The sequence below is a fragment of the Rhodococcus sp. EPR-134 genome, assembly GCF_001647205.1.
Lineage (GTDB): Bacteria > Actinomycetota > Actinomycetes > Mycobacteriales > Mycobacteriaceae > Rhodococcus_F > Rhodococcus_F qingshengii.
On record NZ_LVCT01000070.1, the window covers coordinates 1 to 12,781 of the forward strand.

Genomic DNA, 12,781 nt, shown 5'->3' on the forward strand with positions numbered 1-12,781 from the left:
TGGCCTCGAGATCGCTCTCGCGACCCACCACCGCATCGCGGCAGACGTCAAGGGCGTCAAGATCGGCCTGCCCGAGGTCACCCTCGGCCTGCTGCCCGGCGGCGGCGGCGTCGTGCGTACCGTGCGGATGCTCGGCCTGCAGAACGCGCTCATGGGCGTCCTGCTCCAGGGGCAGCAGCGTGGACCCGTTCAGGCCAAGGAAGTCGGCCTCATCGACGAGGTCGTCGGCTCGGTAGAGGAGCTGGTTCCGGCTGCGAAGGCATGGATCAAGGCCAACCCCGAAGGCGGCGTTCAGCCGTGGGATGTCAAGGGCTACAAGATCCCTGGCGGAACTCCGTCCACTCCGGCATTCGCTGCCAACCTTCCGGCGTTCCCCGCGAACCTGCGTAAGCAGCTCAAGGGCGCTCCGATGCCGGCTCCGCGCGCCATCATGGCCGCAGCCGTCGAGGGTTCGCAGGTCGACATCGACAACGCGCTGCTCATCGAGGCTCGCTACTTCACCTCGCTGGTGACCGGCCGCGTCGCGAAGAACATGATCCAGGCGTTCTTCTTCGACCTGCAGTCGATCAACGGCGGCGGTTCACGTCCGGCAGGCATCGAGAAGTCCACCATCAAGAAGGTCGGTGTCCTCGGCGCGGGCATGATGGGCGCGGGCATCGCGTACGTCTCCGCCAAGGCAGGCTTCGACGTCGTCCTCAAGGACGTCAGCATCGAGGCTGCCAACAAGGGCAAGGCGTACGCCGAAGGCATTGAGGCCAAGGCACTCTCGCGCGGCAAGACCACGCAGGAGAAGTCCGACGCACTCCTTGCCAAGATCACCCCGACGTCTGACCCGGCAGATTTCGCCGGCGTCGACTTCGTCATCGAAGCAGTCTTCGAGAGCCAGGAACTCAAGCACAAGGTGTTCCAGGAGATCGAGGACATCGTCGATCCCAAGGCACTGCTGGGCTCGAACACCTCGACGCTGCCCATCACGGGTCTCGCCACCGGCGTGAAGCGTCAGGAAGACTTCATCGGCATCCACTTCTTCTCGCCCGTCGACAAGATGCCGCTGGTGGAGATCATCCGCGGTGAGAAGACTTCCGACGAGACTCTGGCTCGCGTGTTCGACTACGTCCAGGCGATCCGCAAGACGCCGATCGTGGTCAACGACTCGCGTGGCTTCTTCACCTCGCGTGTCATCGGAACCTTCATCAACGAGGCCATCGGCATGCTCGCCGAGGGCGTCGAGCCTGCCACCATCGAGCAGGCCGGTATGCAGGCCGGTTACCCGGCTGCGCCGCTTCAGCTTTCGGATGAGCTCAACCTCACCCTCATGCAGAAGATCCGCAAGGAATCTGCCGACGCCGCCAAGGCCGAAGGCAAGGAACTGCCGGCAGATCCGGCCGGCGAGGTCATCAACACCCTCGTCGAGAAGTTCGATCGTAAGGGCAAGCTCGGTGGAGCCGGCTTCTACGATTACGCAGAGGGCAAGCGCACCGGCCTGTGGTCCGGACTCCGCGAGAACTTCAACTCCGGAACCTCCGACGCCCCGATCCAGGACCTCATCGACCGCATGCTGTTCATCGAGGCGATCGAGACGCAGAAGTGCTTCGACGAGAACGTCCTGATCACCACGGCGGACGCCAACATCGGCTCCATCATGGGCATCGGATTCCCGGCCTGGACCGGTGGCGTTCACCAGTTCATCGTCGGTTACGAGGGCGGCACGGCCGGCTTCGTCGCTCGCGCAAAGGAACTCGCTGCGCAGTACGGCCCGCGGTTCACCCCGCCGGCTTCGCTAGGGGCATAGCCCCGTGCGCCTTTTTGGTAGTTACGGCTACCAAAAAGGCGCACAGGGGTTTATCCCCAGCTTGTGAGATATCCACAGACGAACTCCGACAGCGAATTTCACGTCAGTCCTGTCGGAGTTCGGCCTGACGCTTGGTGCCATGACTACGTCTCATGGTGGAAGCGAGTTTCTCCGGATTCTCGATGCGCAATCCGGTCTGGTACGGCAACAGCAACTCTCGTCATTCGGATACAACCGAGGGATGCTGCGGAACTTTCTGGACCGCGGCGAATGGCAGCGCGTTCTACAAGGCGTGTATGCAGTGACCGCTGGCCCGCTCACCAGAGAAATGATCTTGAACGCCGCTTGGCTTTATGGTGGCGCGCAAGCGATTCTGAGCCACGACACTGCAGCTGAGGAATGGGGAATGCGTCGCATCGACGCAGACAAGCCAGTCCATGTCACCGTGCCCTACGGCAAGTCCGCTCGCTGTCAGTCCGCGACAATCCGCCGAGTTCCAGCGCGAACGTCGGGTGCACTTGTCAGAGTGGGTGGCGTGGTTCACCCCGGGGTAGTCGTCCACCGATCCCGAGCCCACCGATACATCGGCGTGCCGTCAGTCATACCTCGAACGTCGCGGGCGGATACCGCGATTGATCTTGCGACCGCCGAATCCACAGCGCGAAGCGCCTACGTTTCACTCATCACCACGGTGACAAATGCGCGAATTCCGTTGAACGATGTGCGTCGTCGGATTGACGAACGAACACCACATCGATTCAAGGGCGCGCTTTCCGATGCGGTACGACTCCTGGCAGACGGGGTGCAGTCAACGCTCGAATACCACTATGCGGTCGACGTGGAGCAGGCGCACGGGTTGCCGTCGGCCAGACGCCAGTCTCCGGTCCGCGTCGACGGCCGCACGCTGTACGAGGACTGCGATTACAGCGAAGTCAATGTGCCGCTGATCGTGCGTCTCGACGGTCGGTGGGCGCATTCCATGGCCGAAGTGGCATTTCGTGATCGCCGCCGTGACAATGCGGCAGAGCTGGCAGGTCGTCCGCGGTTGGTCTACGGATTCGACGAGGTGATGAAGACCCCGTGCCAGGTTGCACATGAAGTGGAGACGGTCTTGCGGCGGGGAGGTTGGGTGAGGACGCAGTCGGGTGCCTGCGGCACCTGTGCGCCTTTTTGGTAGTGCCGACTACCAAAAAGGCGCACAGGGGCTTTGCCCCTAGGCCTTCCACCACGGGCGAAGCGGCACATGCGCCTCACCCTTGGGGCCGAGCTTCACGGCCAGAACCTGGTGCAGCTGAACGACATTGCGCTCGAACCCGAGTCGTGAGCCGGCCATGTACAGGCCCCAGACGCGGGCGGTTCCTTCGCCGACCTCGGCGACGCACGCGTCCCAGTTGTCGACGAGATTCTGGCACCATCCGGCGAGCGTCAGTGCGTAGTGCTCGCGCAGGTTCTCTTCATGACGCACCTCGAGGCCGACGTTCTGGATCTCGGAGATGATGCGACCCGAACCGGTGAGCTCCCCGTCAGGGAATACGTACCGGTCGATGAATCCGCCTGCCTTGGCGCTGCTTCGATTGTCCGGACGGGTGATGCAGTGGTTGAGCAGACGCCCACCCTCACGCAGCTTGCCCTTGAGGAACTCGAAGTACGCCGGGTAGTTTCCGACGCCGATGTGCTCGGTCAGGCCGATGGAGGACACTGCGTCGAATCCGGTCTCGGCCACGTCGCGGTAGTCGGAGAAACGGACCTGGGCGAGATCGGCGAGGCCCTCGTCCTCGATGGCCTTCTGTGCCCAATCCGCTTGCTCGCGAGAGAGAGTCACGCCGATCACCTTGACGCCGCGCCTGGCCGCGTAGCGGACCATCGAGCCCCAGCCGCAGCCGATGTCGAGAAGTCGATCACCCTTCTGGAGTCCGAGCTTCTCGAACACCAGGCGGTACTTGTTCTCCTGGGCTTCTTCGAGCGTCTGTTCCGCATTGTCGTAAGCGGCACAGGTGTACGTCATGGACGGGCCGAGGACGTACTCGTAGAAGGTGTTGGAGACGTCGTAGTGGTGATGGATGACTTCGGCGTCACGAGTCTTGGAGTGACGCAGTCCTTCTGCGACGCGACGCCAGCGAGGGAGATGTTCCTGGGGCGGCGGGGCGATGGGCCGCAACAGATCCCAGCCCAGGGAGCGCGTGATGCTGGCGAGCGTCAGTGCGGACGGGCGCTTGAGGTGGAGTTCGTCACCCATGATGCGCAGGATCTCGTACGGATCACCGGGGTGGACACCCTCGGCTTCGAGATCGCCGGAGACGTACGCGCGGGCCATGCCGAGGTCACCGGGAGCTGTTGCGAGATAAGTGGTTCCGCGAGTCGACTTGAGGTGCAGTCCGTAGTCGGCATCTTCGGGGCCGGCGGTGCTGCCGTCGTACGCGGTGAATCGAAGCGGCAGCATGCCGTCGGAAAGCGTCTCGAGAATCTCGGCAATAGAGAGCTTGTCCTGGCTTTTGGAGTCTTTGAACGTGGTCATTTACGTTGCACCGCCTTAGAGAATAGATCCAATAAACGGGATTTCGGGTCGTAGCGTTCCTTGAGTCCGATGTACCGGTCGCCGCCGTAGTACAGCTCCTCGAAGTCTTCCTTCGAGTAGTAGGAGTCGGAGTAGAGCGATTTGTGTCCGTCGAAATCGCTGACCTTTTCTTCGATCAGTCGATTTGCTGCCCCCTCGCGCTCACCGGGAACGATCGGCACCGAAGACCAGAAGCCGATGTTGACGTAGGTGCGCTTGGGTTCGAGGGGGTAGAGGGGCCACGGCCGTGATGCAGAAGCGGCGGCAGGGCTTGGCTCACGAAGACGCAACGGGCACAACCACAGTGGTTCGATCGGGACTTCCTCGAGGAACCACGAGACGAAGTCCGCGGTTCGTTCGATGGGTACCTCGACGTCCTGGACGACGCGTTCGCGCGGGGGCTTGCCCTTGCGCTTTTCGAGGCGATCTCCGATGTCGTACTTGTGGTCGAGGGCGATCAGCTTCCAGTAGAAGCTGCTGCGCAGGTACTGCTTGGGCCAGAAGCGCCGGATCTTCGGGTTCTGTGCACCGAAAGCTCGTGAGCACCAGAACCAGTCGGTGTCCCAGCGCCACAGGTAGTCGCGAATGGTCAAGCGATCCGTCTTGGGCTGGGTGAGTGACGAATGCTGGATCGACCGGTAGAAGATGTCCTGGTCGGTGTAATCGCTGACCGGGCCTTCCTCGTCGGTTTGCACGCCGAGTGTGAGGTAGCTCTCGGAATCGGTGAAGACCACCCCGTCGAGATAGTCGACGGCGATCCCGTCGTACTCGCGTTCGGTGACGATGCGATCCATCGTTTCTTCGAGCTTCTTCAACGAATCGAAGCGCACGTGGCGCAAGGCGACGTACTTCTTGACGGGTTCGAGTGCGATCTTCAATCGCGTCGAATAGCCAAGGGTGCCGTAGGAATTGGGGAAACCGAAGAACAGTTCGGCGTGTTCGCCGTCCGGTGTTGCGGTGATGATCTCGCCGCTTCCGGTCAGTACGTCGATTTCGAGTACCGACTCGTGCGGCAGGCCGTTACGGAACGAGGTGGACTCGATGCCCAGGCCGGTCACCGCACCGCCCAGGGTGATGGTCTTGAGTTGAGGCACGACCAGGGGCGCCAGCCCGTAGGGCAGCGTCGCGTCGACGAGGTCCTCGTACGTGCACATGCCGGCGACGTCGGCTGTGCGCGCCTGCGCATCGACGGCGATGACACCTGCCAGACCGCTGACGTCGAGGCCGGGGGCCGACGTCTTGGCGCGAGCGCGGAACAGATTGGATGTCTTCTTTGCCAGGCGTACAGAAGCATCGGCGGGAATGGCGCGGTATGACGCGAGTAGGCGTTCGACGCCTTCTCTGTGCTGCTCGAACCCCATTTCACGCGCAGCATCGGAACCCGGGCCTTGCTTTGTCCGGATTCGATCTAACTTCTGAACTACCCCATTGAACGAGAGAGTCACACCCTGACGCTATCGGTAGTTGCGTGTGCAAGCTATCCGGAGGGGTATTAATGCCCGAATTTGATCGAGTTGTTGCAATCGAACTCGGTAAATGCTCCGAGTGGTGAACCAGCTCACACGGAATGGGTAGATGGTCGAGATACCCGGGCGCAGCAGGCAGTATGGAAAGGAATATCTGCGCAGTTCGAGCGGATTCGGGTAGTCATTCGCGGTATCGAGCCGCGTTGGTCGAGCAAGGAGACGTAGGGCATATGGGTCAGGTCAATGCAATGAGTTCGACAGTCGTCACAGCAGCACCCGACAAGGTGCTCGCGGCGCTCTCGGACTACGAGACGGTTCGCCCGCGAATCCTGTCCGAGCAGTACCTCGACTACAAGGTCGTCGAAGGTGGCCAGGGTGACGGAACCGTCGCGCAGTGGACGCTCAAGGCGACGGAAAAGCGCTCGCGCAACGTCAAGGCGACAGTGACGGTCGACGGCAACGTCATCACCGAGAAGGACGCGAACTCCAGCCTCGTCACCACCTGGACCGTTGCCCCCAACGGCACCGGAACGACGGTGACGACGCTCACCCAGTGGCAGGGTGCCACCGGTATCGGCGGCTTCTTCGAGCGCACGTTCGCTCCGAAGGGTCTGCAGCGCATCCAGGCCCAGGTCCTGGACAACCTCAAGCGCGAACTCGTCTAACCGATCCTGCATCACCGAGATGGCGTCGTACCTTCACCGGTACGGCGCCTTCTTTCATGGGCCGGTAATGATCCGTCCGAATTCGGTGAGTGCGGGGTTTCCGCTTTCCCAGTAATCGCTGTGAACTCCGAACCCAGGCTCCCCGGGAGATCCGGTGAATACCTGCGCGCCGAATTCCGGATCCGACGGGTCGAACCCGTGGACTCCGAGGATCGTGGGGATCAATTGGACCGGATCCCAGAAGGCCGTCGTCGAATGAACATGGCGAGCCATCTCGGCCGAGTCGACGCCGTCCAGGCTCAGTTCGTTCACGCGCTCGGCATCGACGCCGGGGCTTGCGACAAAAACCAGTTCATCGACGTCGAGAGAAGCGCCACGGGTAGTCGCGGCACTGACGACGGTGCTGCCGTAGGAATGACCGATCACCACGTTGTGCGAAGGCGGGCCGTCATGCGAGGTTCGTAACCCGTCCTGGAAGCTGTCGAGCCTCGGCGCTGCGGAGTTGGCGTACCGATCCGAGGCTGCGTCGGGAATGCCTGGGGGAGCGTCGTATCCGGACCACAGGATCACTGATGTGGCTTCCGTCGGTGCTGCCCTGACGGACGCGTCGTACATGGCCTTGGTTCGTTGCAGGTCTCCGCCGACGCCCGACAGCCCGGAGCCGGTTCCGGGAACCAGTGTTGCGACGTTGCCGGCGGCATCGGGATTACCGACTGCCACGACGGCATGCCCATCCGTGACCGAGAGAAGGAACGTGTCCGGTCGAAGTTCGCCGCGCACGGCCGTGTATCCGGCAGCTACCGTTCGATCCGGTAACTGCTCGAGCGCAGAGAGGTACCGCCGGTTGTAGTAGTCCCGGTCCAGAGCGGGAAGGCCGTCCCGGCTACCGATGGACGGATCCCACCTCGCCAACGCGTGTTTCTCGTTGGGCGTGAGCGATTCCCAGAGTCGGTGTAGCTCCGTTGGTGTCCCGGGGAGTGTCGACCTCCCGTCGAGGATGTCGAGGACAGTGCGGTCGAGGCGATCAGGCTGATTGCCAAGGAGTGATCCGATCTCTCGGAATGCCGCACCCAGAGCAGTCGCGGCCCGGTTGTCTTCGTCGTCGAGTGCCGTCAATGCAGTGGAGATCTTCTGCTGAAAAACCTTTGCAGCCGTGTCGTTTTCGGAATCTTGCATGGCGTCGGCCAGATTCCACGGCTGCTTCGTCTCAGGTGCCGATACCGCTCCACTGTCTGACACCGTCAAGCCGTGTTCGAGAGTCGCCTCCTCGACCAGGTCCAGAACTGATCTTCGCGCCGCACCGATCGTATTGGACGCTCCGGCATACAGATCCGCAACTACGCGAACTGCAATCGACAGCCGCGACGAGGAAAGCGAGATGCCAGACCACTGCACTGCCGCCGCGCTCGACGCTTGTCCCTGCCAGAATTCGCGGACGGCGTCGATGCTGCGTCCGGCGTCATTGCCGAGAACTTCGATCTGCCGGTCGATGTCGATCAGTTCCGAAGCGCTTGTGCGCAATTTCTCCGGTGACCACGTTCGAAGCTGAGAGACGGTGGGCCGCATCAGTAGGCTCCGCGCAGTTCGGACACCACTTCGCCCTCGGCAGCGTCGTACAGACGTGCTGCGGCAGCGGTTCCCGACGCCATGAGTCCCAATTGCGTAGCCAGGTGCCGGTACGCGTCGGCGATGACGCCGGCATTCCCAGTCGACACAGCCGCGACAGCGGACGAGTTCAGGGCCGCCGCGGCTTCGAAAATCGGGCCGGCGGAATCGATCCCCGAGATCTGATCCGCAATTCGAGACAGATCAGCTGAAAGTTGCTGCAGAGCAGCGAAATCTACCTGAAGTATCGGCCCCATGGCAGAACCGTATCCAGGTGAGCGGGCTACCTCGGCGGTGCCGACATACCTGTGGACAAGTGGAATTTCTCCACAGAAGACAGGTCAGGGGGTTGTGAGGAAGGCGGTGACTCCGCTGGTGACGGCGGACGCATATTCCTGCTGACCGTCCGGGCTCGTCATGCGCGCTGCCTCGTCGGCATTTCGCATGTTGCCGAGTTCGACCAGAATCGACGGCCGCTGCGACAGATTGAGTCCCGTCAGATCGGCGCGTGGTGCCAGCCCGTCGTCACCGATGTAGGTCGACGGGGTGAGTCCGGCCGTGACGAGTGAGTCGCGCATGGTTTCGGCAAAGGTGACGGACGGGCCTGCCTGCACCGCGTTCAGCGGGGGCGCGGAGTAGCAGACGTGGAAGCCCTCGGCTGCGGCTGCTGCGCCGTCCGCGTGAATGCTCACCACTACGTCGGCGCCGGAGGAATTGGCAGCTTCGGCGCGTGCGTCAACGCAAGATCCGACGCTGATGTCGTCCGGTCGACTCAGGACCACTGTGGCGCCTTGGCCTTCGAGTTCGCTCTTGACCAGGCTCGCGACTTCCCAGTTGAAGGTGTGCTCGGGGAACCCGGCATCGGTGTTGGTGCCGGTGGTCTGGCAGTTCTTGGTGCCGCCGCGGCCCGTGGGGACCTGGGTGTTGATGCTGTCGTCGTTCGCCCCGCTGTGCCCGGGATCGAGGAAGACGACCTTGCCGGTGAGCGCAGCGGGGACGTCAGCGGCGACAGTGCTCAGCGGAGACACCTCGACCGAAGTCGTGGCCTCGGCAGTCTCGGTCGGAATCGTGCACGCAGCGCTCAGAAGCCCGGCCCCGACCACGGCGATCAGGGCAGTGGAGCGGAACACACGTGATGCCATGTTTGACCCTCTTGACGGTTTTACGGTGTCTGACTGGTTCCGGCGCACCCGCTCACGGTAGCGCGCACCGACTACGCTGGTGGGGATAACTCTGTAGAAAGGACCGCTCGTGCAACCAGGTGGAGCACCCGACATGTCTGCTCTGTTGGCTCAGGCTCAGCAGATGCAGCAGCAATTGATGGCGGCGCAGCAGGAAATGGCTCAGGCCGAAGTGACCGGTCAGGCCGGTGGCGGACTGGTTGTCGCCACGGTCAAGGGCACCGGCGAGGTTGTCGGTCTGCAGATCGATCCCAAGGTCGTCGACCCCGAAGATGTCGAGACGCTGCAGGATCTGGTGATCGGCGCGATCGAGGACGCTTCGCGTAAGGCACAGGAAGTCGCTGCTGAGAAGCTCGGCCCGTTGGCCGGCGGACTCGGCGGAGGCCTTCCCGGTCTCCCCGGCTTCTAGAAACGAGAACGCGTGTACGAAGGTCCGGTTCAGGATCTGATCGACGAACTCGGGAAGCTTCCCGGAGTCGGGCCGAAGAGCGCTCAACGCATCGCTTTTCACCTGCTCTCCGTGGAGCCTCCCGAGATCGACCGTTTGAAAAATGCATTGCAGCGCATCCGTGACGGCGTTCAGTTCTGCACGGTGTGCGGAACTGTCTCCGATCAGGAGAAGTGCCGCATATGCGCCGACGCACGTCGCGATCGCACGGTGATCTGCGTCGTGGAGGAACCGAAGGACGTCCAGGCCGTCGAGCGCACCCGTGAGTTCAAGGGTCGCTATCACGTGCTCGGCGGTGCGCTCAATCCGCTCTCGGGGATCGGGCCTGACCAGTTGCGTATCCGGGAGTTGTTGGCTCGCATCGCAAACCAGGAGGACGGCGTCGACGTGTCCGAGGTCATCATCGCCACCGACCCCAACACGGAGGGTGAGGCGACAGCTACCTATCTCGTTCGCATGATGCGAGACATTCCGGGGCTCACGGTGTCTCGGTTGGCTTCGGGTCTTCCGATGGGTGGCGATCTCGAATTCGCAGACGAGTTGACGCTGGGTCGCGCATTGTCCGGCCGTCGTGAATTGTCGCGGAACGCCTGATGAGCGGCACGGAGCAAGGTCAGCAGGTGCGTCGTACGTCCGAGCAGACGCGTGCGCAGATCATCGCGTCGGCCGGGAAAGCATTCGCGACTCGGCCCTACCGCGAAATCACGCTCAAGGACATCGCCGAAGACGCAGGCGTCAGCGCACCGCTGATCATCAAGTACTTCGGTTCCAAAGAGCAGTTGTACGACGAGTTGGTCGACTTCCGGGCAGCGGCGGTCACGGTCTTCGACGCCCCGAACGACTCGCTCGGCGAGCGCATGGTCTCGCTGTTCACCAAGCCGCTGGAGTCGTACAAGCCGCTGTCCATGAGCTTGTTGTTCATGAGCGGCGTCAGTGAAGAGAGCAACCGCAAGCTGCGCGAGAACTATTCGACGCAGATGATCGACACCCTCGCCGCTCGCCTGTCCGGCCCCGACGCGAGATTGCGCGCGGAACTGGCGATGTCGATGGTGGTCGGAGTGGCGATCATGCGCCGACGGATGATGGCCGGCCATGCCACCGGCACCCAGGACGAGGTGGTTGCGCTGTACGCACCGCTGGTGCAAAAGCTGCTCGACGGGTGAGCGGCGTCACAATTCTTGCCAGGTAAATATCCGTTCACCTAATGTAGGTGAACGGATATTTACCTAGTGAGAACAGGCGGTGTGGGGTGACGACGCTCGACCGTCCGCCGGGCACGCCTGCAGTCACCACCTCCGATGCGGGACTCGCGCAGCCGCGCTCCCGCTTCCTGTTCCCCATCGTTGTCGCCGCCGCAGTGTTCCAGGCTGTTCTGCAGACGGTCATCGTTCCACTGCTGCCGGAGTTGCCGCACTTCACCGGCGCTGGACGTACGGCCGTGTCCTGGCTGGTGACCGTCACGTTGCTGGTCGGCGCGGTGGTCACTCCCATTTTCGGCAGACTCGCCGACATGTTCGGCAAGAAGAAGATGCTTCTGGTTGCTTTCTCGATGATGACTCTCGGCTCGATGTTGTGTGCGCTGTCGTCGGACATCGCTGTCCTCATCTTCGCGAGAGCGTTGCAGGGAGCCGGGTCGGCGGTCATCCCCATCGGAATCTCCATGCTCCGTGACGAATTGCCACGCAACAAGGTCAACGGCGCAGTGGCCATGATGAGTTCGACGCTCGGCGTCGGAACCGCTTTGGGCATACCGTTTTCTGCGATGATCGCGCAGTACTCGAACTGGCACGTCCTGTTCTGGGTAACCACCGCCATCGGGCTGTCCGTGACTCTTGCTGCGGTGCTGTTCATTCGAGAGTCCGAGCCGAATCCGTCGGGAAGATTCGACGGCGTCGGGGCGGTTGGTCTGAGCGCCGCGATGATTGCTCTGCTTGTGCCGATCACTCAGGGGTCGAGTTGGGGGTGGACCAGTGGAGCGGTGATCTCCATGCTGGCCGCGTCGGCGGTGCTGTTCACGCTCTGGGTAATTCAACAGCGGCGCAACGTCAATCCGCTGGTCGACGTCCGTGCTCTCGTGAAACGTGCGGTGTTGATCCCGCATCTGGCGGCTCTGCTGGTCGGGTTCGCGTTTTTCGGGAACACACTGATCACCACACAACTGCTGCAGGGGATGAAGGGGCCGGGTGCCGGGTACGGCCTGTCGATCATCGCGGCAGCGCTCTGCCAGATTCCGGCGAGTATCGCGATGGTGCTGTTCTCACCGGTTGCGGTGCGTATCACCGACCGCTTCGGTTCACGGACCGCGATGTTGACCGGCGCCGTGTTCCTCGCCGGCGGGTACGGGATTCACGCCGTTGCCGGTAAGCCGCTGTGGGGAGTGGTTGCAGCACTGGGTATCACAGCGGTCGGGACTGCCATCGTGTACAGCACGCTCTCGCTGCTGATTCTGGTTGCCGTACCTCGTCAGCGACTGGCGGCTGCCAACGGGGTGAACTCACTTCTGCGGACGTCCGGAAGCACGATCTGCAGTGCGACGGTGGCAACCATTCTCGCTGCATTCGTGATCAGCGGTTCGGAACATTCCACGTCGTGGACCGGATTCTCCGTCGCCTACCTGGTGTGCGCGGGCTGCGCGGTGGTCGTGTTCGCGGTGTCGATCCTGTTGCCGCAGGGACGAACCCCGAAACATCTGGATTTGCCGGATCTGGTCAGGCGACCCTGCATCCCGAGAGGCAGAGCGTGATCATCAGATCCGCGAACTCGTCGGTGGTGTACTTCTGGCGATCCGGCCAATGCGTTGTCGACCACAAGGTGTCTCGTACCGATCGATAGAAAATTTCCGGTGCCACGTCTTTGCGGAAGATTCCCTGATCGACGCCTTCGGCAATCGCTTTCATCCAATGCTCGCGGACTTGGCGGGAAGGCCCGTCGACGGATTGCAGGAGATCGTTGTCGCGAAGATAAGCCCGATCGTTCTGGTAGATCGCCGTCGGGTGCGGGTGTAGTTCGATGACGACCAGCGTCTCGCGGATCAAGCCGCGCAGGACTTCCTCGGGGTCGTTTGCCGTCT

General features: G+C 62.4%; 12 protein-coding genes and 1 pseudogene. 7 read left to right on the plus strand and 6 right to left on the minus strand.

What is annotated here, in order from left to right; translation table 11 throughout:
* A partial coding sequence (locus A2J01_RS03490) for a 3-hydroxyacyl-CoA dehydrogenase NAD-binding domain-containing protein (RefSeq protein WP_064111959.1) occupies nt 1-1,792 on the plus strand: 1,792 nt, incomplete at its 5' end.
* Nucleotides 1,793-1,931: 139 nt separating this feature from the next.
* Nucleotides 1,932-2,969 carry a type IV toxin-antitoxin system AbiEi family antitoxin domain-containing protein gene (locus A2J01_RS03495; protein ID WP_064111960.1) on the plus strand — a complete coding sequence of 346 codons (1,038 nt, stop codon included), beginning with the start codon at nt 1,932-1,934 and terminating at the stop codon, nt 2,967-2,969.
* A gap of 36 nt (nt 2,970-3,005) precedes the next feature.
* On the opposite strand, the gene A2J01_RS03500 is transcribed toward A2J01_RS03495, so the two are convergent.
* Both A2J01_RS03500 and A2J01_RS03505 read right to left on the minus strand, forming a co-directional pair.
* Entirely contained in the window at nt 3,006-4,307 is a 1,302-nt protein-coding gene (locus A2J01_RS03500; RefSeq protein WP_003943932.1) for a class I SAM-dependent methyltransferase, read from the minus strand.
* The gene (locus A2J01_RS03505; RefSeq protein ID WP_064111962.1) at nt 4,304-5,707 is read right to left on the minus strand and encodes an FAD-binding oxidoreductase; all 1,404 of its coding nucleotides are present in this window, start codon (nt 5,705-5,707) and stop codon (nt 4,304-4,306) included. Before A2J01_RS03505 ends, A2J01_RS03500 begins: the two co-directional genes overlap by 4 nt.
* Before the next feature lie 335 nt (nt 5,708-6,042).
* On the opposite strand from A2J01_RS03505, the gene A2J01_RS03510 reads away from it, so the two are divergent.
* Nucleotides 6,043-6,477, plus strand: coding sequence for an SRPBCC family protein (locus A2J01_RS03510; protein WP_003943959.1), 435 nt, complete (start codon nt 6,043-6,045; stop codon nt 6,475-6,477).
* A 54-nt stretch (nt 6,478-6,531) separates the two neighbouring features.
* Here A2J01_RS03510 and A2J01_RS03515 read toward each other — a convergent pair whose 3' ends face one another.
* From A2J01_RS03515 to A2J01_RS03525, 3 genes are all read right to left on the minus strand, one after another.
* Nucleotides 6,532-8,043 (minus strand): alpha/beta hydrolase, encoded by a 1,512-nt coding sequence (locus A2J01_RS03515; RefSeq protein ID WP_064111964.1) that lies wholly within the window; start codon nt 8,041-8,043, stop codon nt 6,532-6,534.
* On the minus strand, nt 8,043-8,339 hold the full coding sequence (locus A2J01_RS03520) for a hypothetical protein (RefSeq protein WP_021332904.1): 297 nt from the start codon (nt 8,337-8,339) through the stop codon (nt 8,043-8,045). The genes A2J01_RS03515 and A2J01_RS03520 overlap by 1 nt, the downstream gene beginning before the upstream one ends.
* An 84-nt stretch (nt 8,340-8,423) precedes the next feature.
* On the minus strand, nt 8,424-9,224 hold the full coding sequence (locus A2J01_RS03525; RefSeq protein ID WP_058038226.1) for an Rv3717 family N-acetylmuramoyl-L-alanine amidase: 801 nt from the start codon (nt 9,222-9,224) through the stop codon (nt 8,424-8,426).
* Between the two features lie 109 nt (nt 9,225-9,333).
* Between A2J01_RS03525 and A2J01_RS03530 the strand changes: the two genes are divergently transcribed.
* From A2J01_RS03530 to A2J01_RS03545, 4 genes are all read left to right on the plus strand, one after another.
* A complete protein-coding gene (locus tag A2J01_RS03530; RefSeq protein WP_003943929.1) occupies nt 9,334-9,672 on the plus strand; it encodes a YbaB/EbfC family nucleoid-associated protein in 339 nt (112 codons plus the stop codon).
* A gap of 12 nt (nt 9,673-9,684) precedes the next feature.
* Nucleotides 9,685-10,305 (plus strand): recombination mediator RecR, encoded by a 621-nt coding sequence (gene recR, locus A2J01_RS03535; RefSeq protein WP_003943917.1) that lies wholly within the window; start codon nt 9,685-9,687, stop codon nt 10,303-10,305.
* Nucleotides 10,305-10,874 (plus strand): TetR/AcrR family transcriptional regulator, encoded by a 570-nt coding sequence (locus A2J01_RS03540; protein WP_007731538.1) that lies wholly within the window; start codon nt 10,305-10,307, stop codon nt 10,872-10,874. Before recR ends, A2J01_RS03540 begins: the two co-directional genes overlap by 1 nt.
* A gap of 86 nt (nt 10,875-10,960) precedes the next feature.
* Entirely contained in the window at nt 10,961-12,454 is a 1,494-nt protein-coding gene (locus A2J01_RS03545) for an MFS transporter (protein WP_064111966.1), read from the plus strand.
* On the opposite strand, the pseudogene A2J01_RS03550 reads toward A2J01_RS03545, so the two are convergent.
* Nucleotides 12,420-12,781, minus strand: a pseudogene (locus A2J01_RS03550) (TetR/AcrR family transcriptional regulator); the annotation flags it as partial. The gene A2J01_RS03545 and the pseudogene A2J01_RS03550 sit on opposite strands and share 35 nt — an antisense overlap.